At 43.5% G+C, this 22601-nt stretch carries 28 protein-coding genes; 5 read left to right on the forward strand and 23 right to left on the reverse strand.

The annotated features are described in order from the left end of the window. Positions 1 to 42 precede the first annotated feature (42 nt). The 6 genes from pbpB to PUN35_RS06465 form a co-directional block, all read right to left on the reverse strand. Positions 43 to 2193, reverse strand: a complete 2151-nt coding sequence (gene pbpB / locus PUN35_RS06440; protein WP_014479724.1) for a penicillin-binding protein 2B — start codon at positions 2191 to 2193, stop codon at positions 43 to 45. After that, the gene (gene ftsL / locus PUN35_RS06445; RefSeq protein ID WP_003232200.1) at positions 2190 to 2543 is read right to left on the reverse strand and encodes a cell division protein FtsL; all 354 of its coding nucleotides are present in this window, start codon (positions 2541 to 2543) and stop codon (positions 2190 to 2192) included. Before ftsL ends, pbpB begins: the two co-directional genes overlap by 4 nt. Positions 2544 to 2582: 39 nt before the next feature. Continuing rightward, a complete protein-coding gene (rsmH, locus tag PUN35_RS06450) occupies positions 2583 to 3518 on the reverse strand; it encodes a 16S rRNA (cytosine(1402)-N(4))-methyltransferase RsmH (RefSeq protein WP_014479723.1) in 936 nt (311 codons plus the stop codon). 69 nt (positions 3519 to 3587) lie between these two features. Beyond that, a complete protein-coding gene (gene mraZ, locus PUN35_RS06455) occupies positions 3588 to 4019 on the reverse strand; it encodes a division/cell wall cluster transcriptional repressor MraZ (RefSeq protein WP_003221402.1) in 432 nt (143 codons plus the stop codon). Positions 4020 to 4144: 125 nt separating this feature from the next. Then, on the reverse strand, positions 4145 to 5764 hold the full coding sequence (gene bshC, locus PUN35_RS06460; protein ID WP_014479722.1) for a bacillithiol biosynthesis cysteine-adding enzyme BshC: 1620 nt from the start codon (positions 5762 to 5764) through the stop codon (positions 4145 to 4147). Positions 5765 to 5834: 70 nt separating this feature from the next. Continuing rightward, positions 5835 to 6731 (reverse strand): 2-dehydropantoate 2-reductase, encoded by an 897-nt coding sequence (locus PUN35_RS06465; RefSeq protein WP_014479721.1) that lies wholly within the window; start codon positions 6729 to 6731, stop codon positions 5835 to 5837. A 159-nt stretch (positions 6732 to 6890) separates the two neighbouring features. On the opposite strand from PUN35_RS06465, the gene PUN35_RS06470 reads away from it, so the two are divergent. Beyond that, positions 6891 to 7373 (forward strand): N-acetyltransferase, encoded by a 483-nt coding sequence (locus PUN35_RS06470; RefSeq protein WP_014476736.1) that lies wholly within the window; start codon positions 6891 to 6893, stop codon positions 7371 to 7373. Positions 7374 to 7429: 56 nt separating this feature from the next. On the opposite strand, the gene gerR is transcribed toward PUN35_RS06470, so the two are convergent. The 3 genes from gerR to PUN35_RS06485 form a co-directional block, all read right to left on the reverse strand. Beyond that, the gene (gene gerR, locus PUN35_RS06475) at positions 7430 to 8011 is read right to left on the reverse strand and encodes a sporulation-specific transcriptional regulator GerR (RefSeq protein ID WP_014479720.1); all 582 of its coding nucleotides are present in this window, start codon (positions 8009 to 8011) and stop codon (positions 7430 to 7432) included. Positions 8012 to 8156: 145 nt separating this feature from the next. Then, entirely contained in the window at positions 8157 to 8336 is a 180-nt protein-coding gene (gene rpmF, locus PUN35_RS06480) for a 50S ribosomal protein L32 (protein ID WP_003154457.1), read from the reverse strand. 21 nt (positions 8337 to 8357) lie between these two features. Then, positions 8358 to 8876 (reverse strand): YceD family protein, encoded by a 519-nt coding sequence (locus tag PUN35_RS06485; RefSeq protein ID WP_014479718.1) that lies wholly within the window; start codon positions 8874 to 8876, stop codon positions 8358 to 8360. 27 nt (positions 8877 to 8903) lie between these two features. Between PUN35_RS06485 and PUN35_RS06490 the strand changes: the two genes are divergently transcribed. Then, on the forward strand, positions 8904 to 9089 hold the full coding sequence (locus PUN35_RS06490; protein WP_003232215.1) for a hypothetical protein: 186 nt from the start codon (positions 8904 to 8906) through the stop codon (positions 9087 to 9089). After that, positions 9086 to 10333, forward strand: coding sequence for a nucleotidyltransferase (locus PUN35_RS06495; protein WP_014479717.1), 1248 nt, complete (start codon positions 9086 to 9088; stop codon positions 10331 to 10333). Before PUN35_RS06490 ends, PUN35_RS06495 begins: the two co-directional genes overlap by 4 nt. 16 nt (positions 10334 to 10349) lie before the next feature. Here the strand turns inward: PUN35_RS06495 and ddcP are convergent, their stop codons facing one another. Beyond that, on the reverse strand, positions 10350 to 11375 hold the full coding sequence (ddcP, locus tag PUN35_RS06500; RefSeq protein WP_003245451.1) for a protease DdcP: 1026 nt from the start codon (positions 11373 to 11375) through the stop codon (positions 10350 to 10352). 1 nt (position 11376) lies between these two features. After that, complete coding sequence (locus tag PUN35_RS06505) at positions 11377 to 12159, reverse strand: patatin family protein (protein WP_003232221.1); 783 nt, start codon at positions 12157 to 12159, stop codon at positions 11377 to 11379. 180 nt (positions 12160 to 12339) lie between these two features. On the opposite strand from PUN35_RS06505, the gene spoVV reads away from it, so the two are divergent. Next, a complete protein-coding gene (spoVV, locus tag PUN35_RS06510; protein ID WP_014479716.1) occupies positions 12340 to 13566 on the forward strand; it encodes a dipicolinic acid transporter SpoVV in 1227 nt (408 codons plus the stop codon). 10 nt (positions 13567 to 13576) lie between these two features. On the opposite strand, the gene coaD is transcribed toward spoVV, so the two are convergent. The 8 genes from coaD to PUN35_RS06550 all read right to left on the reverse strand — a co-directional run bounded on the left by coaD (position 13577) and on the right by PUN35_RS06550 (position 18291). After that, entirely contained in the window at positions 13577 to 14062 is a 486-nt protein-coding gene (coaD, locus tag PUN35_RS06515; protein ID WP_003245283.1) for a pantetheine-phosphate adenylyltransferase, read from the reverse strand. Between the two features lie 4 nt (positions 14063 to 14066). Then, positions 14067 to 14621 carry a 16S rRNA (guanine(966)-N(2))-methyltransferase RsmD gene (gene rsmD, locus PUN35_RS06520; protein ID WP_033881642.1) on the reverse strand — a complete coding sequence of 185 codons (555 nt, stop codon included), beginning with the start codon at positions 14619 to 14621 and terminating at the stop codon, positions 14067 to 14069. Positions 14622 to 14943: 322 nt separating this feature from the next. Then, entirely contained in the window at positions 14944 to 15216 is a 273-nt protein-coding gene (locus tag PUN35_RS06525) for a YlbG family protein (protein ID WP_009967171.1), read from the reverse strand. Positions 15217 to 15270: 54 nt separating this feature from the next. Beyond that, positions 15271 to 15720: a regulatory iron-sulfur-containing complex subunit RicF gene (gene ricF, locus PUN35_RS06530; protein ID WP_003221370.1), complete on the reverse strand. Its 450-nt coding sequence runs from the start codon at positions 15718 to 15720 to the stop codon at positions 15271 to 15273. Between the two features lie 115 nt (positions 15721 to 15835). Beyond that, positions 15836 to 16075, reverse strand: coding sequence for a YlbE-like family protein (locus tag PUN35_RS06535; RefSeq protein ID WP_003232231.1), 240 nt, complete (start codon positions 16073 to 16075; stop codon positions 15836 to 15838). A 15-nt stretch (positions 16076 to 16090) separates the two neighbouring features. Further along, positions 16091 to 16489: a YlbD family protein gene (locus PUN35_RS06540; protein WP_003232233.1), complete on the reverse strand. Its 399-nt coding sequence runs from the start codon at positions 16487 to 16489 to the stop codon at positions 16091 to 16093. 231 nt (positions 16490 to 16720) lie between these two features. Then, positions 16721 to 17761 (reverse strand): CAP domain-containing protein, encoded by a 1041-nt coding sequence (locus PUN35_RS06545; RefSeq protein WP_014479713.1) that lies wholly within the window; start codon positions 17759 to 17761, stop codon positions 16721 to 16723. A gap of 83 nt (positions 17762 to 17844) precedes the next feature. Next, positions 17845 to 18291 carry a CBS domain-containing protein gene (locus PUN35_RS06550; protein ID WP_003221362.1) on the reverse strand — a complete coding sequence of 149 codons (447 nt, stop codon included), beginning with the start codon at positions 18289 to 18291 and terminating at the stop codon, positions 17845 to 17847. A 139-nt stretch (positions 18292 to 18430) separates the two neighbouring features. Between PUN35_RS06550 and PUN35_RS06555 the strand changes: the two genes are divergently transcribed. Beyond that, on the forward strand, positions 18431 to 18793 hold the full coding sequence (locus PUN35_RS06555) for a YugN family protein (protein ID WP_014479712.1): 363 nt from the start codon (positions 18431 to 18433) through the stop codon (positions 18791 to 18793). A 31-nt stretch (positions 18794 to 18824) separates the two neighbouring features. Here the strand turns inward: PUN35_RS06555 and ctaG are convergent, their stop codons facing one another. From ctaG to ctaD, 4 genes are read right to left on the reverse strand one after another with little or no spacing between them, the layout of a single operon-like run. Then, positions 18825 to 19718 (reverse strand): cytochrome c oxidase assembly factor CtaG, encoded by an 894-nt coding sequence (ctaG, locus tag PUN35_RS06560; protein ID WP_014479711.1) that lies wholly within the window; start codon positions 19716 to 19718, stop codon positions 18825 to 18827. A 27-nt stretch (positions 19719 to 19745) separates the two neighbouring features. Continuing rightward, on the reverse strand, positions 19746 to 20078 hold the full coding sequence (ctaF, locus tag PUN35_RS06565; RefSeq protein ID WP_014479710.1) for a cytochrome c oxidase subunit IVB: 333 nt from the start codon (positions 20076 to 20078) through the stop codon (positions 19746 to 19748). A gap of 2 nt (positions 20079 to 20080) precedes the next feature. Beyond that, entirely contained in the window at positions 20081 to 20704 is a 624-nt protein-coding gene (ctaE, locus tag PUN35_RS06570) for a cytochrome c oxidase subunit III (RefSeq protein WP_003232244.1), read from the reverse strand. Then, entirely contained in the window at positions 20704 to 22572 is a 1869-nt protein-coding gene (gene ctaD, locus PUN35_RS06575) for a cytochrome c oxidase subunit I (protein WP_003232245.1), read from the reverse strand. The genes ctaE and ctaD overlap by 1 nt, the downstream gene beginning before the upstream one ends. Positions 22573 to 22601 lie beyond the last annotated feature (29 nt).

Consider the following 22601-nt stretch of genomic DNA (forward strand, 5'->3'; position numbering starts at 1 on the left):
AAGGCATAAAAAAAGAAAGCCTGCATAACGACGGCTTTCTTTTTAATCAGGATTTTTAAACTTAACCTTGATTACGGTTTTGTCTTTGATTTCTTTGTCTTTCTTAACACTTTGGCTGACAGCGTAGCCTTGTCCGCTTACTTCAATATGAATTCCCGCGAGCTCGCCGTACTGCAGAACCTCTCTTCTCGACCAGCCTGTCATATCAGGCATTTTGATTTTGCCGCCCGTTTTCAGGAAGACCTTTTGATTGGTGAGAACTTCCTCATCCGCTTTCGGATACTGTTCTTTTACAGCGACATCACTGCCGATGACAATTGGTGTGAGATTCTCCTCTTTTGCTTTCTTTTGAGCAGCAGCTACCGTTTGATCTGTTAAATCAGGCATTGTCTGCGCTTTTGTTTCTTCCTTATCTGAGTCAGATTTTTCAGTTGGTTCGATGTTTAGGTAGTGCAGGCTATTTTTCATTGTTGGATTGAAGATTTCTGATACTGGATCTGAACTGCTTTGTCCTGCTTTTAGTTGCGGCTGCTGTACAGCAACATAAATTAAAAGCTCAGGATCATCTTTTGGCGCCATACCCATAAAAGAAAAGATATAGTTATCTGTGCCGTCTAAATATCCGCCTTTACCGGCTATTTGCGCAGTACCTGTTTTCCCGGCAACATCAAAACCTTCGATTTTATATGCTTGCCCTGTTCCGATTTTCGACGTAACAACTTCTCCCAATATATCCCGCACCTTTTTCGCTGTGCTTGCAGAAATTGGGGTTCCGGCTGATTCCGGCTTATTTTGATAAATAGTTTTATCTTTATCGGGATCAACGATATGGTCAATCACATAAGGTTTCATCATTTTGCCGTCATTTGCAATTGCCGTTGCGGCCTGAATCTGCTGAATTGGTGTGACCGCAGACGCTTGGCCATATGCAGTTGACGCCTTATCAAATTCATATTTAAAGTTGATTTTGCTGGAGACTTCTCCAGGCAAATCAATACCTGTTTTCTGGTAAAAATTGAATTTGTGCAAATATTGATTGAGGCGGTCATATCCCAGCTTTTCTTTCGCCAGTTTCGCAAAAGCGACATTCGACGATCTTAGAACGCCGTCATGATAGGTTGTCGGTCCCCAGCCTATTCCTCTATTATGGTCCCTGACAGGTGCTCCGCCAACTTCAAATGTCCCTGATTTATATTTTTCGTTCGCATTAAACACGTTTTCCTGCATCGCAGCAGCGAGTGTAAAGATCTTCATCGTTGATCCGGGCTCATACGCATATGAAATCAAATCATTATAGTAGTTTGTCACATCGCGCTTGTTCGGATCAAAGCTTGGGCGCTGTCCCATGGCAAGGACTTTGCCCGTTTTCGGATCAACGACTGCGGCCATGATTTTTTTCGGATTATACTTTTGCGCCACTTTTGTCATACTGTCTTCCAAAAAGGTTTGAATATTCTGGTCAATGGTTAAATATACATTGTCACCATTTTTTGGCGCTGTAATTTTATTTTTGCTGTTCGGGAGCTCCCAGCCGGATTTGTCGCTTTCATATGTCACATATCCGTCGCGCTCCTTCAAATACTTATCCAGCACTTTTTCTAACCCCATCGCGCCGGAAATTTCATTTGTGTCTTGATCAACCTCGGCATAGCCGATTAAATTGGATGCGAAAATACCATTTGGATAGTAGCGTTTTGTATCCCGCAAAAATGAAATGCCCGGGAGTTTCATTTTTTCAATTTTTTGCTTTTGTGAATACGTAATATCCCGGCCAGCTGAGCCAAACTCGACTTGTTTTGCATCTTTATTTAAGATATCAAGGATGTCGGCCTTGTCCAAGTTTATCACTTTAGACAATGCTTCCGCCGTTTTTTCTTTGTTTACAACATGCTGAGGATGCTTGACATCAGTGGTCATTTTTTTATCGAGAATCGCAATCAGTTTATACGTCGCTGTGTCCTCTGCAATGACTTTTCCTTTTCGGTCTAAAATCGAGCCGCGGCTCGCTTCGATGGTCCGTTTCTTTTCATGCTGCTCTGTCGCTTTTGTCGCAAGCACTTCGCCGTTCGCTTTTCCGGTTATTTGAATATATGCCATTCTCCCCAGGATGACAAAGAAAAAGAGAGCGAAACAAATACTTAGAATCGCTGCTCCTCTATTCATAAATTTATTCTTTTTTGGCATTTGAATCATTCCTGTATGTTTTTCACTTTTTTATCTTTTAAATTCAAGCCGTTCTTTTTCGCAATGTCCATAATGCGCTGCGGTTTGCTTAAATCAGCAACGCTTTTTTCGAGGTCACCAATTTGCTTATTTTCGGATGAAATTTGCTCCTCAAGCTTTTGCACCTCAATATTGGTTTGATATGCCGCATACGCCTTCGATACGATCAAAAGCGATACGCTGAGCACCGCCGCAGCAAAGAGGACAAGAAGCACTTTTTCTCCGAGAGTAATGGAAGCCCTTTTCTTGACAATCACTTTTTTCTCAGGACTGATCGCATGCCGCTGCTGTTTCTCTGGTTGGTAAGCTAAATTGCTCATAGGCTGATGACCTCCTTTTAATTTTGCGTTCGCGTTTCGTTATTTTCTTTTTTCAGCAATCCGAAGCTTGGCAGAACGAGCCCGGTTGTTCTCTTCAAGCTCTTCTTGAGATGCCGTAATCGGTTTTCGTGTGATGAGCTTCAGCTCCGGTTCAAACTCTTCCGGTATAACAGGAAGCCCCGGAGGAAGTTCCGGAAGCGACGACTTTTCTTTAAAAGTGGTTTTGCAAATTCTGTCTTCTAGCGAGTGGAAGGTAATGACCGATACCCTGCCCCCTGGCTTCAGAACCTCAATTGCCTGCTCCAAAGCTTCTTCAAACACCCTAAGTTCATCGTTTACGGCAATTCTGATTGCCTGAAACACGCGTTTAGCGGGATGTCCGCCGCTCCTTCTCGCTGGAGCGGGAATCGCGTCTTTTATTAGATCGACCAGTTGGCCCGTAGTTTGAATAGGAGACTTCATTCTTGCCTCCTCAATTTTTCTGGCGATCTGTTTACTGAACTTCTCTTCTCCGTATTTAAAGAAAATACGGACGAGATCCTCATAGCGCCACTCATTAACGACTTCTTTCGCCGAAAGCGTAGCCGACTGGTCCATCCTCATGTCCAACGGTGCGTCATGATGGTAACTGAATCCGCGCTCAGGTGTATCCAGCTGCGGAGAGGACACCCCTAAATCAAATAAAATACCGTCTACTTCTGTAATGCCTTGTTCATTCAAACATTCTTTTAAATACCTGAAATTGCTTTTAATCAGAATGAGCTGTCCTTTATAATCGGACAACACTTCTTTAGCATGCTGTAATGCCGTATCATCTTGGTCAAAAGCGATTAAACGCCCCTTCTCGGATAACTGCTGCAATAAGTATGTACTATGCCCAGCTCCGCCGAGTGTGCAGTCTACATATGTACCGTCTGGTTTAATATTAAGTCCGTCTACGGTTTCACGAAGAAGTACTGTCTTGTGTTGAAACATATTGTGTTGGTCCCACCTTTTATCAGGATGAATTGAAATTGTTTTTAGAGTGTTATACACGAAGAATCATTATATATCAAACCCAATCATGTTTTCAGCAATTTCAGCAAATGAATCTTCTTGCTCTTCTGTGTATTGTTCCCAAATTACTTTACTCCACAATTCAATTCGATTAGAAACCCCGATAACAACACATTCTTTTTCCAGTTTGGCGTAATTCAATAGAGATGATGCGATATTTACCCTGCCTTGCTTGTCCAGTTCGCATTCAGTCGCCCCTGAAAAGAAGAAACGGGTAAACGCGCGGGCATCTTTCTTTGTGAGAGGCAGAGCTTTTAGTTTTTCTTCAATTTGTTTCCATTCGTGCATAGGGTAGCCGAAGAGACATTGGTCAAGTCCTCTAGTCAGCACAAATTGCTCACCTAGGCCTTCTCTAAATTTAGCGGGTACGATCATGCGGCCTTTCGCATCGATGGTATGCTGATATTCACCCATAAACATGATCTCTTGCCCCACTTTCTCTCCTTAACTCACCACTATTCACCACTTCGCTCCACAACTTCATTTTACACTGTTTACCCATAAAAAAAAACCCTGAACTATTCAGGGTTCTTTAAAACTTTATTTCAAAGTTTGACAACTTGATGTTGATTTTGAAAAGAAAATGGCAGATTCTTGAATGTCGTGAAGAATTTTGGACCGTACCTGTTCAAATAATACATGATATTCCAAATCCGTTCTTGCGGCGCAAGAAGCGGCTTAATGCTATTTTGAATTCTTTCATAATCCTTCAAGACGTAGCCTTCTTTTTCTTCAATTCGCTTCGTCACCGTGTGCTCTAAGAATTGAAGCTGATCCTGAATAAAAGCGGCATTTTTCAGGAGTAAAGGTTCCATGCTTTGATCAACCTTTAACGCCTCCTGCCGGACCGTTTTGTGAATCGCTTCAATTTGGCTTTTCGCCTGATCCATCACCGCCGTAAACTCTTCCGGAATCTGGCGCTCGAAGTATGTCTCTCTTTGATTCTCCGTTCCGCTCTCAATCGCGTCTTGTAACGAGATATTCCGTTCAGCCAGTTTTTTCTCAATATGCCGCTCAAGTATCGTAATGTTCAGCCTTGGCATGACAGGAGGCATTTTGAAACCCATCACCGCAAAAGCCTGTTTGAGCTCGCCCCAATAGTTGATTTCTCCAGGCCCTGCAATAAATGCTAAAGTCGGAATGAGAAATTCCTGCATTAACGGTCTCGTTACAACATTGTTGCTGAAACGCTCTGGATGTTCTTCCATATGTGTATGAAGTTCATCCATCGTCCATCCTAGATCAAGCTCTTTGATGACAAATCGGCCGTTATCTTTTTCAATTAAAAAACGCTCTTCTTCGTATTCATAAAACAGATTCGCCTGCTCTTTTCCGGACTCGATAATCGGTTTGTAGCCTGCTTGACGCATGAAGGCCTGCTGATCTGATACAGCCCGGGCGAGTTCATCATTTTCTCGAAGAATCTTTTGGAACATGGCCGTTTCCAGCTTTTTAATCCCCGGATCCCCAGAATTTAATAAAACTAAGCCCTCTTCTTGGAACAAATCCGCGATCAGCAGTTCAAAGAAGTCAGTAAACGTAACAGATTCCCTTAAACATCGTTTCACATTGTCGAGAAGTGTATTCGTATGGTCTGTTTCTTCAAAAGCGGCAAAAACATCATCTATCCACGCGGCACACTTTTCCTGATCAAGCGATGTACTCGCGGCTGATGATTTCTTCCAATAAGACTGAGGCAGCTTTTTTTTCACAGGCCCATTCTCTTCAGATGTGTGAACAAAATTAATCTCATCCAAATCGTGGTCTTCTCCAGCCACCCAGAAGATTGGTATGACAGGCACTTGCAGTTCCTTTTCTTGTTGCTTTGCTAAAACAATGATTGAAATGATTTTATGTATGGTGTAAAGCGGTCCTGTTAAAAGTCCTGCCTGCTGTCCGCCGACTACAGCGGCACTTGACGGGTCCTTCAGCTTCTCAATAGCAGACTGCATCGCACTTGAACCGAATTTATTATGGTAAGAGGTTAAGTACGCCGCCAATTCCTCTCTTGCGAAAAACCGGGAAGATAAGTCTTCCAGTCTTTCGCGCCACATGTCCTTATGATGAATACTGTAATCAAAAAAAGAAGACATTTCTTCTTTGCCATCTATATAGTGCTGTACAAACACATTCTGATTTTTGATGGAAAGTTCAGTTAGCTGCATCTTCTAGAACTTCCTTTCTCCAATAAATAGTTAGTGATCCGAAATGAGTATAGCATGTTACCGAAAAAGCTCAAAAGACTTTGTTTGTATTTCGCTCCAATGCTTTGATGCTGCCATATAAAAACTCTAGGTGGACGGCATCAAGACCTTGAAGACTTGCTTCCTTCAATAAGTATCCGATAATGGCGTCAGCTTCCGTCTGCCGGCCTCCAATGACGTCAACCAGCATTGATGAACGATTCTCTTTCGTTTGTCCACAAACGGCCTGAACCCGCTCCCAAGCCTTTTCTTCGTTTTCAAGTTTTAAAATGCTGCATGCCTCCTGAAATACCAGCTTCATAAAAGCCAGATAAGCTGGCGTTGTCAGCAGTTCTCCATTTTTCACCTGCAATAACGCAGTTAAAGGATTAATACACGCATTTACAATCAGCTTGCCCGTCAGCAGACGGTACCAATCCGTCTCATAATAAATCGGAAAATCCGAATGGTTATGCTGAAACATGATGTTCAGCCGGTCTGGTTCAGCATCGTCGAATGCGCTCCATTTTATCGCACCTAGGCCTGTATGATCAACAGCTGTATCCGATTTTCTTACAGCTCCGTGCTCAACGATTCCAACATAAATGGAATGGCCAACGTGCCAGTCTTTTAGGTCGTGGATATGCCCCATGCCGTTTTGCAAAAATAATATATTCGTCTTCCCGATCCGTTCAAGCGACGAAAAAACAGACTGAAGCTGATGCTGCTTCACTGTTACGACAAGCAGGTCAAAGTCCGAATTGATACTCGTGTCCGCACTGCAATCAGCCCTGAATTCCTCCCCGCCTTTATAAAGCCGGATTCCTTCAGACCGAATGGCCGCAGCCTGTTCTTGCCGCCTCGTCACAACAGTCACGTCGTGATAAAGTGACAAATAATAGGCGCATAAAAGACCGACGGAGCCTCCGCCGATAATTCCAATTTTCATGATGTCACACCCAATTTAGCATTTACGTATTATCATAGCAGAAGTAAGAAGAAATTACTTCTCAAAGATCCCATGTGCTTAAAATTAAAGTTTAAATATTTGGATTTTTTAAATAAAGCGTTTACAATATATGTAGAAACAACAAAGGGGGAGATTTGTTTGACAAAGGTAGAACGTCTGCTTATCAACTATAAAACGCTGGAAGAATTCAAGAAATTCAAAGAATACGGCATTCAGGAGCTTTCAATGCTTGAAGAACTTCAGGATAATATTATTGAAAATGACAGCACCTCGCCTTTTTACGGGATTTATTTTGGCGATAAACTTGTAGCACGAATGAGCCTGTATCAAGTTAACGGCAAATCGAATCCCTATTTTGACAACCGCCAGGATTATTTGGAGCTGTGGAAGCTTGAGGTTCTTCCGGGCTACCAGAACAGGGGATACGGGAGAGCCTTGGTTGAATTTGCAAAATCATTCAAAATGCCGATCCGGACAAATCCGAGAATGAAATCAGCGGAATTTTGGAACAAAATGAACTTTAAAACTGTTAAGTATGATATGGCGCGGGACAAAGGGGAAAACCCGCTCATCTGGCATCCTGATATGGATCACGAAATGACACCGGGAGAGTCTGCATAGAAATAAAAACAACCGGCCTATTCTTACTATAGGGCCGGTTCATTTCAGGCGTTTCTTTACGTTTCTTGAGCCGTTTTTTTCATTCTTCCGTCTTCCTTCGAAACAACCATTTTTCTGGCCCGATCCATGATATCGATCAGTGCCTTGTAATCCTCTTCTGTCATCTCTAGCTGATTCCGCAATGTCTGATTTTCACTCCGCAAATCCTCAAGCTCTTTTTGCAGCGATTGGATTTGCTCCTTCAATTTTTCCCTTTCAAGCTGAAATTCTTGTGCAGACGGTGCTTCTTTGAATTGTTCGAGAAATTGAATGACATCCTGAATGGACAAATCTCGTTTTCCTTCTGACGATGCTGAGGCAGTCTGCTTCATGGAATTCGGCATATTGACCGAATGAACGCCGATTTGCTTTCTCAGTTCTTTCCTTTGCTTTTTTGCAAGCTCTATACCTGACTGGTATTGTTTTCTCACATACGAGTTCCACCTGAAACCACAGGCTGCCGCGGTTCTGGTCAGCGCCCTCCCAACCTCCTCAAAGGCTGAAAGCTGTGTTCCTCCCTCTCGAATATGACGAAGCACCACTTCTGCCAGCAGCAAATCCTCATCCTGAGTCCAAGCATCTTGTCTTGTAATGGTCAAATTCAATCTCCCTCCATGTCAGCTTATTTATCTCATACATATGCCGGTAATAGATTAGATAGACTATTTGAACTCACAAATTTTCCGCAAGCTGACAGGAAGAGAAAAAGAAAAAGCGCAGGGCTTTCACCCCGCGCTTTTCTTATTAGTTACTTTTTACATTTATGTCTTTGCCGTTGTATGATCCGCATGCTTTGCATACACGGTGAGACAACTTCATCTCTCCGCATGACGGACATTCTGTCATACCAGGTACATTAAGTTTGAAATGTGTACGGCGCAATCTTTTCTTCATTTTAGAAGTTCTTCTAAAAGGTACAGCCATTATTCCCACCTCCTTAAAGAGTTAAGATTCATCATCTTGTTTTAAGAGCTTTTCAAGGGCTGCAAGTCTCGGATCAACTTGATTCTTCTTGTCTTCTTCCGAAATGACTTGCCAATCCTTTCCTTCTTGAGGAGCAGCTCCTTTTTCTTGTTCAGATTCACAAAAGATTTGCATAGGGATTTCTAAAAGAATTTCTTCTTTCACGATCGGAGTTAAGTCGATAGTATCGTCCTCAACAATATGAACGTCATCATCTTCTATATCATCCGTGTGATGAAATATAAACAGTTCTTTTGTTGAAATTTCAAATGGATACGGGACATCAACGAGTGTTCTTGAGCATGGCAAAATCATTTCGCCTGAAATTGTAAAATCAAACGAAACCTGTTTGGATTTGATATCCGCTCTGCCCTTCACCCGGACGGGAGAAATGCGGCGAATGTCAGAATTCAGCTTTGTCAGCTCATTTAACTCAACTGTTTCATCAAACTCAAAACTTTGTTTTGGCATTTGATGCAGCTGATAAATCGTCCATTTCATTTGTATCACCTCAGGAAAGCAACAAACATGATTATAGCTTTTAAGATTGTTTTTGTCAATATTTTTTCTTTACAGCATAATGCTGCCATTGAAGTATCGTTGACAGCGGAATATGCTATGCATACACTTAAAACAAAAATAAGGCGTAAGAGTTTTCATTTGCAAATGTACCATACGTTTTTAAACATAGCAAGAAAGGCGGAAAAAATATGAAAGCTGTCGGATTGGTGGTTGAATATAATCCCTTTCATAACGGTCACCTTTATCATGCCCAAACAGCAAAGCGGCAAACCGGATGTGACACGGCTGTCGCGGTCATGAGCGGGCATTTTTTACAGCGTGGGGAACCGGCTGTTGTGTCAAAATGGGCCCGAACAAAAATGGCGCTGCAAAGCGGAGTTGATCTTGTTATTGAGCTGCCTTATCTTTATGCCGTGCAAAAAGCAGACATTTTTGCACGCGGCAGTGTTTCCATCCTGAACGAACTTGAATGTAAGGCGCTGTTTTTCGGGAGTGAAAATGGGGATATCAAGCCGTTTTTAGAAACAGCACAGCTTATTGGTGAGCATAAACATACATTTGATGACCGAATTAAAGAAGAACTTAAAACGGGGACGAGTTACCCAGCAGCGGCGGCTAGCGCCTTCAGCTCCATTTTGCATACCGAAAGTGCACTTGACTTGTCAAAACCAAATAACATTTTGGGGTACCAGTATGTGACTTCGGTTCTAACCGGGGGATACCCTATGAAACCTTATACCACGGCACGCATCTCTTCGGACTATCATGATGCCGATCTCCCTGAAGGCGAAAACCACATTGCAAGCGCCACAAGCATCAGAAAAGCGATGACTGGCCAGAATCTCGAAGCCTGCCTTCGTTTTCTCCCTGCTGCATCTGCACGTGAATTAGCAGCTTACCGCAAATCTTTCGGATTGTGGCATACACCTGAGAGCTACTTTTCTTACTTAAAATACAGCCTTTCAACTGTAACGGCACAGGAATTACAGCAAGTATACGAGGTGGAGGAAGGTTTAGAGCACAGAATTCTTCGTTCGATCAGAAAATCCAGCTCCTATCAGGAATTTATGGAGCTGCTGAAAACAAAACGCTATACGTGGACAAGGCTCCAGCGGATGAATACACACATTTTAACCAGAACAAAAAAACAGGATATGCAAAAGCTGCTTGACAACGATAAGGCGCCGTATATCAGGCTTCTCGGCATGACAAAAAAAGGACAGGCTTATTTATCCGAAAAGAAAAAAGCACTGTCTGTTCCGCTTGTCAGCAAACTGTCCTCTTTCTCCCATCCAGCTCTCGATCTGGACGTAAAAGCAAGCAGGATTTACAGCCTGCCGATAGAAGAGCCGCTGAGAACTGAGTTTGACCTGCAGGAATACGGACATGCACCGATTCGATATGATGAAGATGAACAACACTTTTTAAATGTATAGAAAAAGCACCTGAGAATCAGGTGCTTTTCGCTTTCAGCTTATTCAAATAATCAATCGCATCCTGCATGGTATCAACAGGCACAATCTTCATATTTGAATCAATATCTTTTGCTGTTTTTACTGCGTTCTTATAATCGGAATTGCTGGCGCCGTTTTGATTTGGCGCGAAGAAAATGTCTTTTCCGGCTTTGTCTGCGGCGACGACTTTTTGATCAATGCCGCCGATCGGGCCTACTTTCCCATCAACATCAATGGTACCTGTTCCCGCAATATCGTAGCCTTTTGTTTCGTCTGGTTTTGTCAGCTGATTATAGATTTCAAGGGACATCATTAACCCTGCTGACGGACCGCCAATATTTTCAATTTCAAAATCAATATCAGGCTCTACCTTCACGTTTCTGTCTGTATAAAGCGAAACTCCGATTCCTGCCCGATCCGGCTCATCAGGAAATTGTTTTAACGTAAGGGTGACACGCTTTTCTTTTTCTTCTCTTTCGATCTTTAACGTGACTTTATCTCCCGCTTTTTTGCTGCTGATATAATCAATTAGCTTTTCAGCAGACTGATAGTTTTTGCCGTCTGCGCTGATGATTTTATCACCGACTTCTATTTTCCCTTTTGCCGGCATGTTTTCTACAACAGAGCTTGCGTATATGCCGTTAAAGGAATAGCTGACTTTTTTTCCTGCCTTTTGATAGGCGGCTATAACCGCATTTTCTTGCGAGCTTTTCATCATTTGGAGCTGTCTTTTCATATACTCCTTATCTGACTCGCCTTCCTCCTTAATGCTCTCATCAGGAACAATTTCATAATAAGGGTGCATCTTTGCCCACACATATGTAAACGGATTAGCCGGTCCCACTTTAACAGTCATTAAGGACAGGCTTCCTTTTTCCGGGTAGCCTCCCTCCACTTTTATCAATGAAGCAAGCTCTGTCGCTTCTCCCGGTTTTGTAATATAGTATGGAAGTTTTATAAATGATAAAACGGCGATCAGTATGAGGATGACGAGCATCCAGCTAAAATGTTTTTTACGTAGCAAATTATGAGCCCTCCCAATTCTCTATTTCTTTTCTTATCTTGCTGATCATTCGGTTTGTCGCCTCTTCGCCTGCCGATATCATTTCTTCAATATTGGCAAACGAGCTTGAGCTGTAAGTTTCAAGGGAAGGGCGAATCATGATATCTGCGGCAATTGTTTGATGCCGCACTAATTCATTTTGCAGTATATCCATACTTTGCATAATCACATCAAAAATATGCACTGCTGTTTCAGTTTTTCGAACCCTGGAAACATCCGAAGCGATGATAATATCAGCTCCCATGTCTTTCACAACAGAAACCGGAATTCGATCGACGACCGCGCCGTCTACAAGAAGGCGTCCGTCCAGCCGCTGCGGAATAAAGATACCCGGGATGCTGATGCTGGCCCTCACTGCATCTGACACTGATCCTTTTCGGAACACAATCTTTTCTCCCGTCTGTAGATCACACGCAACAATGCCCAGCGGGATTTGGAGCTCTTCAATCGGTTTTCCGAATGTATAAGCATGCACAAGCTGTCTGACGCGGTCACCTTTTAAAAAACCGAGTTTCGGAACCGTATAATCAGCATAAAGCCTTCGTTTAAAGGCTTTGGCTACTTTTTTCATCGTTGCCACGTCATGTCCGGCGGCGTAAAAACTGCCCACCAAAGCGCCCATGCTGCTTCCTGCAATCATATCCACTTCAATTTGGTGCTTATGTAAACTGGAAAGCACACCGAGATGAGCGAGCCCTCTGGCCCCTCCCGATCCTAACGCTAACCCGATTTTAGGTTTGGCCAAAGCGTTAACCTCCTGCCTGAATTCCCTGTATATCGAATTCTATGGTCTAAACTGAACCCCTATGCTCGTATATTAGTACAAAGAATCAAGAGGACAGGTACTGCTTGGCCGTTTTACATCATACATTATTTTATCATGATATACATGTCATTGGGCATTTTTAGCATCGGGGAGGTAAGAATGAACTTGTCGAAGATTAATACACTTTTGATTGCCTCGTTTTTTCTTTTTTTAACAGCGACTGTCATCTCACATCCACAGGCTTCATTCGAAGCCTCTAAAACCGGGCTGTCTATGTGGTGGGAGGTTGTGTTTCCGTCATTGCTGCCATTTTTTATTCTGTCCGAACTCTTAATCGGCTTTGGCATTGTGCGGTTTGTCGGTGTTTTGCTTGAGCCTTTTATGCGGCCGATCTTTCGCGTGCCGGGTGTCGGCGGCTTCGTTCTTGCTATGGGAATGGCATCAGGAAACCCAGCGGGCGCAAAACTCACTGCCCGTCTGCGGCAGGAAAATCAGATTTCAAGAGTAGAGGCAGAACGGCTCGCGTCGTTTACCAATTCTTCAAACCCGCTCTTTATTTTCGGCGCTGTTGCCGTCGGTTTCTTTCAAAACGCGTCACTAGGCATTTTATTAGCTTCTGCACACTATTTGGGGAATCTTGCCGTCGGTTTAACAATGCGTTCCTATGGCCGCAAGGAAGAGCAGCAACTCAGAAGAAAGAAAACGATACCTTTCCCTTCAGTCAAAGATGCTTTACACGCTCTTCATACCGCCAGACTTGCAGAAAAACGGCCCTTGGGTAAAATTTTAGGCGACGCCGTGACGTCTTCTGTTCAAACGCTTCTTATGGTAGGCGGCTTTATTATTTTATTTTCTGTCTTCAATCGACTGTTGTCAGTGGTCCAGCTGACTGATGTTTTGTCTGTTTTCACAAAAGGAGCACTGACTTTGTTTCAGCTTCCGACTCAATTGGACATTCCGCTTTTATCAGGGATGTTTGAAATTACATTAGGCAGCAAGCTTGTCAGCGAGACAGATGTTTCTCTTCTGCAAAAAGCCATTATCGTCAGCTTTATTCTCGGGTTTAGCGGCTTTTCCGTACAAGCTCAGGTGGCAGGTATTTTATCGGAAACCGACATTCGATTTAAACCATTCTTTATCGCACGTTTGCTGCAGGGCGTTTATGCCGCTGTCTTCGTCATGCTTTTATGGAAACCTCTTTACACGGCATGGCATGATCCATATCAGTATGTATTTAAATCTCTTAACAGCAGTGACATGCCAACTGCCTTTATAAACGGCTGGAATCTGCTTGTGCAGATCGGACCTGCTGTCACACTATGCGCGCTGTTTACGTACATTATCATTTTTTCTTACAGACTGACAAACGGAACAAAAAAAGGATGAGTCAAAACCCTCATCCTTGTCTGAATTTTTGCTGAAGCGCCAGCTCTACTTCCGGCGGTACAAACTCTGATACCGAGCCGTTGTATCTCGCCACTTCTTTTACGATGCTTGAACTTAGAAACGAATATTGATTGTTTGTCATCATAAAAAATGTCTCAATAGATTCATCAAGCACACGGTTTACTGATGTCCCCTGCATCTCGTATTCAAAATCAGATACAGCTCTCAAGCCTCTTAAAATCGCTTTCGCATTTTTTCTTTTTGCATAATCAATTAACAGGCCTTGCGATGTTTCAACTGTTATGTTCGGAATGTCTTTTGTCACTTCTCTCAGAAGCTCACACCGTTCTTCCACACTGAACAAAGGCTTTTTTGAAGAATTATTCAGCACACATACATACACTTGTTCAAAAATATGCGCCCCGCGTTTGATGATGTCCAGATGCCCGTAGGTCACCGGATCAAAACTGCCGGGACAGACAGCTATACTCGCCACCTCACTACCCCCTCTTTTTATAAATCGCCACACCTGTTAACCCATAGGTTTCTTTTCTTGTCATCACAAGATCTCCTACGGTTTCGGGAAGCTCGACCTCTCTGTCATGCTCAGCGACGATAAAGCCGTCTTCTTCCAGCATTTGATATTCGTCAATCAGCGTTAAAAGTGCTTTCAGCTTTTGTTCCTTATACGGCGGATCGAGAAAAATTCCGCGAAAGCCGGTTTCTCTTTTAGCAGCAGCGTGCAAAGCTCGTTCCGCATCATTGCGGTATACCTGTGCATGTTTTGTAAGCTCCAGCGTTTTCAAATTAGATTTTACCGTTTGAATCGCTTTAAAATCACGGTCAACGAATATACAATGCTCAAACCCGCGTGAAAGCGCTTCGATTCCAAGTCCTCCGCTCCCTGCGAATAAGTCAAGTCCCATGCCCCCGTCAAAATAAGGGCCGATCATATTGAAAATGGATTCCTTCACTTTATCGGTTGTCGGTCTTGTTGATGTTCCGGGTACAGCCTTTAGTGAACGGCCTTTTTTTGATCCAGAAATTACTCTCATGTTCCACACCACTTTTTCTAAAAGCTATTTTGTTTCTTTATTCGGCCGGACGCCGCTATGTACATAGAAAAAAATCAATCCTATCTTAACATAAAGCATTCTTCCAAACAATGAACGCTAATCTGGATAAACAGGTGTATAAGCAGAATCATCCTTGTCCATACTATAAGCAACAGCATCTAGAGGATGTTGTTGCCAACCGCGGAGAAGACTTACGTTTCCCCATAAGTTCTTCCTCCGGTTTCTCCTCTCCCTTTGCCTTCTCCTTAACATATTAAGGAATAGAAGGACCCCGCAGATGCCTGCGGGGATTTTTTTATAGCTATATGCCGATTTTATAATCGTATTCTTTTGCCTTATCAAGCTTTGACTCGAATTCCAATTTTAAAAACGGTTTATAAGAAGGCTCCACTTTTTTCACAAATGAGTAAGACGCAATCTTGTCCATTGTTTTTTCAATTTGGTCCATATCACAGTACAGTACGACATATTTTAATCGTTTTGATACATAGTGCACATTCCCGAACTTCCTCAGCATTTTGCTCTGCTTTAGGGAGTGCAGATACACAACCATGCCCTGGCGCCTATTCTCCAATACAATCACCTGCCTGTTTTCTCTTATATGTAAAAGACGAGACGGCCAGTCTCGTCAGGACACTTTACATCCGCAGCTTCCGCCTGAACCGCAGCCGCCTCCGCATGAAGACAAACCGTCAAAATAAGGGTTCCCAGTCGGAACTTTCACATGCTCCGAAACAGCTGTCCCAATCTCAACGCTGACCTCATCAAGAATGGACTGGAGCTCATTTTCAGCTCTCTTGAAGTCAGCCACCTTGTCGTTCAGGTCCAGCTCACGTTTGATCTCCCTCATTTTCCGGGATATTTCTCTATAGTCAGGATGATATTTGCCAAAACGCTGTACATCCTCATACTGCTCTTTTATTTTGATAAAAGAACGAATAATCCGACCTGCCTCTTCATCTTCCTGGAGACGCTTGTAACAATTGCGGTAGTTCTCAGCCGTCTCCGACTGCAGAATCATCTCGGCAAGCTGCTGAGCTTCACTTTGAAGCCGCACGGATTCCATCGTCGCATACATAACATGCACCTCCAGTTGTTAGTTTACCATGAAACCAGCCAATTGGAAAATGCTTAACCGCAGCCGCCAACAAAACCTTATGACCGCATGAAAAAAGACCCTTTTTCAGGGTCTTTTAATCTTTTGTCCGCATCGCTTGAAACATTTGCATCATCATTTGCGCCATTTGAATCCCGTTCGTAAACTGGTTCACCCGATGCGGAATGGTTTTTTCATAAAAATTCATCATTTCAAGCTGAAAGGAGGACAGATCATCCGGTTTTCTTGAAAGTCTGCGGTACCATATCGGCTGTTCTCTGATGAATCGTTTCCGTTCTTCGTTTGCTAAAATATATTCCTGAACCTCTTTGCGCATATGAGCTCCCCTTTTTTAATCCTTTCGAAAAGAAAAAGGATGCTGTCCAGAACCTGGCTGAGAATGCTTCTGTCCGCTTCCGGAAAATGTATTAAGAAGGCTTTGCAACGATGAGATCGACTGGCTCATTTTATTGATTTGTTCGTTCATTTGATTGACATCCATCTTTTTCACCGCTGTCACCATTTTCGAGACAAAATCATTTTTTTGCGGTGTTTCAGGCACAGCTTCAGAAGCTTCTTCCGGTTCCCGATACGGATCCCAAATCGGGTCGCTCTCCCCGAAGAGGACCCAATTTTCATATACGTCCTGCCAGCTTCTTTGTTCTTTGCGCACTTCTTTTATCAGCTTGGGATGCTTTTTGACGAATTGTTTAAAGTCATTGATTGAATGATTGGCATGTTGATTCGCCACAATCCTCACCCCCTCCGAAAATCGTTACCTACTACAATGTATCGTTTTGTCGGGCATTGTGTTCGCCTATATTCATTCCCAAATGAATTTTTAGCGATATCCCTATACACTGGTGAAAAAGCCTGACTGAAGGGATGGGAAACGGCCTTATCTGTAAGCTATCAGCACATTCATTCAGACCAGCTTGTATGGAAATAGAAAAAGCCGGGAACCATTCGTCCGCGGCTTTCATTACCATCGCTTAATAAAATTTTGGGTGTAATATTTCCGGTCTACTCCGACACCAAGATGCGTATAATCTGAATTCAGAAGCGCTTTTCGATGGCCTTCGCTATTCAGCCAGCCTTCTACAGCAGCCGGACCGTCCACATAATTGTATGCGATATTTTCTCCCGCTTGCTGAAAGTCAACATGCCCTTCTTCTAAGCGGTCTTTCAGCGAGCCGTATTTTTTAGAGACATGGGAGAAATAATTATTTTCCTTCATATCCTCACTATGTCCAAATGCCACTTCCGCCGTTGGCTGATCCCACTCAAGCTTCGCAAGTCCGTGTTTAACGCGTATGACATTCGTCAAATCAAGGATTTGCTTTTCGCTCGTTGTTTGGATCTTTTTCCATTTCTCATCTGAAACGGCTTTCGGTTTAATTAATTCCCCGCGGTACACTACCTCATAAGGTCTTTGCTTTACAAAGGTCTGCGCATCAAACGCCCTGATGCTGGATAGCTTCCCCTCAAATTTGTCCATATACAGCTGGACATACATCTTTCCTACCTTTACAGTCGGTCTTGTATTGATATCCTCTTCAGAAAATTCAAACCGATAGGAATTTCCTTTATACTCTACATTCACAAATGGTGCCACCTGGGTGGTCTTGAATACTTCGCCAGTTGATTCTCCAATTTTGAAAGGCTTGGCGTTAATATCATTACCCGACGCGAATAATGTGACCACTTTATTGTTTAATACCCCGATTTGGATATATTGATCCTTACCTTGATTGTATACCCACCAATCGTAATCATAAGCCGAAGGGTCAATACGTTCAGGTTCCCCAAGCTTTTTCGTTACTTCATCGGCGGGCTTGCCCATGAAGGACAATAACCCTGAAGTCGGCATATGTATTCGTTTGCCGCTTTGCGCTTCCTCATTCGACACCTGAGGCTCGCTGTCATTTGATTTCTTTTCAGGAACAGATCCATATTGAATAAACAGAACATAGGTTCCGCAGATAATCAAAAGGATAACCATTGCTCTCAATATATTTTTCAATCTATCACCCCCGTGGCGATTCACAATCTTTTGCTTACATCCCATTACAATACAGCCTATTTAACATGTCAAAGATTTATGTGTTAATGAAAAAAACCTTCTTCTCTATTATCACCTTCGGAAATATCCGATAAGGCGCTGCCGGCACGTTCATTCGTTTGCTCAGATAAAGAAAGATCACCAAGCGTGACAATTCCAGTCAGTTTTTTATTTTTTGTAACTGGTATCCTTCTGAGCTGATGCGATGCCATCAAATGAAGAACCTCATCGACTGAAGCATCTTCCTCCACACTGACAGGTTTTTCGGTCATCGCGTCAGTGATTTTTTGCGAGTTCGGTTTTTTGATGGCGATTCCTCTTAATACGAGATCGCGGTCGGTTACGATGCCGACCAATGTTTCCCCGTCCTCATCAACTACCGGTATCGCTCCTACATTTGCGTCCTTCATCTTTACTGCAGCTTCATATACATTATCTAATACCGTGCAATATTGCAAGTCGGCTGTCATCAGATCTTTTATTTTTGTCATCCGTTTAACCTCCTTTAGTCTAGTGCTATTGTTGTCAAAATTTAATTTTTGCATACTTTCAAAAGAAGAAGATTCATTGAAAGTTTAACGCTTTCATACTATGATTGTCAGGAAAGGTAATTTTTATAAGGAGGGGTCAGTGTTGAAGTTTACTGAAAGCGGACTTGAAGGGGTTAAGGCTGAGCTCAGCTGGCTAGACGACTTAATGGAAAGCAAAGGTCTCATCAGAGCGGGTCAATGGGATTACGAGAGAGTCACCTATGACAAGAAGTTTTCGACGATTGAGGGCACGTTTTACCTGCGGATACAAGGAATTGCGGCAGAGGGTGATGTCGGAAGCGGACGCGCGGTGATTCAATTAATGTCCCCTCTCCTAGGCAAGCATTATTACCCGCACGGAGTAGAGTATGGAGAAACGGAAGAGTTTCCCGTACAGGTTGTGACAAAAAGCAAAGCACTGATTCAGGACATATCCGACATGTTAAAAACAGTTCAAATGTAACGAAAAGGTACAGCATATTCCGCTGTACCTTTTATGATATCGTCTGCTGAATATACGGCGGCTCTTCCTGCCCGTCCTTTTCCCTTTCTTTCTTCACCCATTGGAAAAAAATAATCGCCAAAAAAGTACCGTACACAATTTCCTGAATGATTTTCATCATGACGGCCCCGAGCTGCTGATCCTCTAACAAAGGCAGTGTATTCAACATCTCCGGTCCTGTTAATGGGACCTGCCCCATCATATCCGCTGGCACGCAAAGGCGCATTGCCTCGGCCCATGCAGACGGATCTGTATAGGTGGCGTATAACGGCGCACCGCTGAACATGATTAAGGCGCAAGCAGGTGTGAGCAGCATACCGTCCGCCATAATATACCCCAGCTTCATCAAGCCGCTGAGCTGCCGTAGACGCCCCACCTTATGAACAAGCGGCCACCACATGAAGAATGCAAGCACAAAGATAAGCCAAGTGATGAATGTATGGTAAAACGAATCGGTTTTGACAGTATCAAATATAAGCGGTACATGATATAAAGAAAAAATGCCGTTAAACAAAAGCAAAGCAATTAAAGGCGTTGTAAAAAAGGAAAAAACCGGTTTGATTGAAGGCCTGAAAATAATTTTTTCCCAGAGCCATGCAGGAATTCCCGCGATTAACAGTGGAGGGACAACCAAATACAGGACGGCCATCTGCACCATATGTGCGCTGAACATAATATGTCCGAGCAGGTCAACCGGGCTTCCCTCGGCTGCATATAAAAACAGCATCGCCGACAGAAAGCACACCATCTCTTTACCAGTTATTCGATTCGGCTTTGAAGACATTCGCCTGTAAAAATAGAGATAAAGCGCCGTAATGCCTAACAGGATACAAAAAAGATAAGGGCTCCACATCGCGCGAAACCCGAATATCTCCAACTGATTCATTTCTTCACCTCCGGCGGCTGTTTCAAATTACCACCATATAATTGTCACAAACGCAAGCACAGTGATAAACGCGACAAACACCCCTGAATACAAAAACAGTGCCGGCGCCTCATGCCCTTTCTGATTCATATGCATGAAATAATACAGCTGAAAGATGACTTGAATTGCAGCTAGCAAAATAATGAAAGGAATCGTAAACCAGCTGCCGACACCGTCCGTGGCCACAGTCAGAAATGCAACAATCGTAAGACCGATCATTAAACCAAAAGACAGGACTTGATATTTCATCTCTCGGGTATGCTTTTTTTTCTTAAATTCAAGGTCGCTATTGATATGCCCTCTGCTTTTTTTATCGACCATGTTTATCCCACCATCCCCATTAAATATACAACGGTAAAGATGAAGACCCACACGACATCAATAAAGTGCCAATAAAGGCTGGCAACGTAAAACTTAGGCGCCGTATACAGATTCAGCCCTCTCTTAGCATTGCGGATCATAAGCGTGCTGATCCACATAAGCCCAAATGCCACGTGGGCGCCGTGTGTACCGACAAGCGTGTAAAACGCAGAACCAAGGGCAGAGCTTGTGATGGTAAAGCCAAATTCATGGGTGTAATGCTTGAACTCATAGATTTCCAGTCCTAAAAAGCCGGCCCCCAATAAAATCGTAATTCCCAGCCAAAGCTGCATCTTGCCGAAGGAAAAGTTCTTCATGTGGTACATCGCGTACACACTCGTTAAACTGCTCGTTAATAGAAGCATTGTGGCAATGAATACAAGTGTCACATCGAACATTTCCGTCGTAGGCGGATCACCGGCATTTGAATTCCGAAGCGCAAGAAACGTGGCGAAGAGAGACGCAAACAGAACAGTCTCTCCGCCAAGAAAAAGCCAAAAGCCTAAAAATTTATTTTTCCCTTCCAGGGTTACTTTTTCGGGAGAAGCTGGAAAGGTTTCTGCGGTGAATTTTTCTTGAACTTGCATTATGCCTTCACCCCTTTATCATCGTTCGGCAGTTCCTCTTTATGAATATGATAGCCGTGATCATCAATTACTGAACGAAGCAGCATCGTAATAAATGTGATGCCGAGCCCGATAAAGATCACTGGCAGGCCCCAAGCGTAATCACTTCTGTACAGCAGCCCGAACGCTGCGACAAAAAGGCCGAAGGAAATGATGAGCGGCAGGATTGAGCCGTTTGGCATATGAATATCATCAACCGGTTCCGCCGGCGTCATTGATTTGTGTCCTGCCTGCTTCTCGATCCAAAGCGGATCAAGTCCTCTGACAAAAGGAAGCTGTTTAAAGTTATACTCCGGCGGCGGTGAAGAAACGGTCCATTCCAGCGTACGTCCGTCATGCCATGGATCAGCACCTACATATTCACCTTTTACCGATGTCCATATGACATTGACCAGCAGAAGAATAACAGCTGCCGCCATAAAAAACGCCCCAATTGTACTGATCAAGTTGCCGGTTTCCAGACCCTGTCCTGGCAAAAACGTATAAACCCGGCGCGGCATCCCCATTAAGCCGACAAAATGCTGAATGAAAAACGTGAGGTGAAAGCCGATAAAAAACAATACAAATGAAATTTTCCCCATCGTTTCATGCAGAATTTTACCGAACATTTTCGGCCACCAGAAATGAACACCGGCTAAAAGGCCGAATACAACACCGCCAATAATGACGTAGTGGAAGTGTGCAACCACAAAATACGTATCATGAAACTGATAATCAGCCGCAGCAGCTGCCAGCATGACTCCCGTCACACCGCCGAGCACAAAGGATGGAATAAATGAGACAGCATACAGCATAGCGGTTGTATACTTCACATTTCCTCCCCAAATCGTCAACAGCCAGTTAAAAATCTTAATCCCGGTCGGAATCGCGATAGCCATTGTTGCAACCGCAAAAATCGCATTTGCAATTGGGCCGAGACCTGTCGTAAACATGTGATGCACCCAAACCATAAAGCCCAAAAAGCCGATGAGCACGATGGCAAAAACCATTGATGAGTACCCAAACAAACGCTTTCTGGCAAACACAGGGATGACCTCTGAAAAAATACCGAATGCAGGCAAAATTAAGATATAAACCTCCGGATGGCCAAAGATCCAAAATAAATGCTCCCAAATGACCGTATTCCCGCCAAGCTCCGGATTAAAGAAATTGGTGCCGAACAGCCGATCCAGCATCATCAGTGCCAATCCAACCGTAAGCGGCGGAAACGCGAACAAAATCAATGCCGAGGCCACAAATGTCGTCCATGTAAACAAAGGCAGCCTCATATACGTCATGCCCGGAGCCCTCATGTTGATAATCGTGGCCAAAAAGTTAATCCCGGCTATCAGCGTCCCGAGCCCCGATATTTGGAGTCCGAGGACGAAAAAGTCTATGCCGTGCCCTTTAGAATGAAGCGAAAGTGAGGCATATGACGTCCAGCCCGCATCTGGCGCTCCGCCCAAAAACCAGCTTAGATTTAAGAAAATGCCCCCGAAAAAGAAGAGCCAAAAACCAAGCGCGTTTAAAAATGGAAACGAAACGTCCCGAGCCCCGATCTGCAAAGGCACAACCGCATTCATCAAGGCAAATAAGAGCGGCATCGCAGCCAGAAAGATCATCGTCGTTCCGTGCATAGTCATTACTTCATTATATGCTTGAGCACTGAGAAACGCATTTTCCGGCTTTGCAAGCTGAATTCTGATAAACATCGCTTCAATTCCCCCGACAAGAAAGAAGAATCCCCCTGCCACTAAATAAAGAATCGCGATTTTTTTATGGTCCACCGTCGTCAAATAATCCCAAAGCATAGATCCGCGCGTCCGCTTTTCTGTAAGCGCATTCAACATATGTGACCTCCCCCAATATCTCCCTTTCT

It is taken from the genome of Bacillus sp. N3378-2at (genome assembly GCF_033412715.1).
Lineage (GTDB): Bacteria > Bacillota > Bacilli > Bacillales > Bacillaceae > Bacillus > Bacillus subtilis.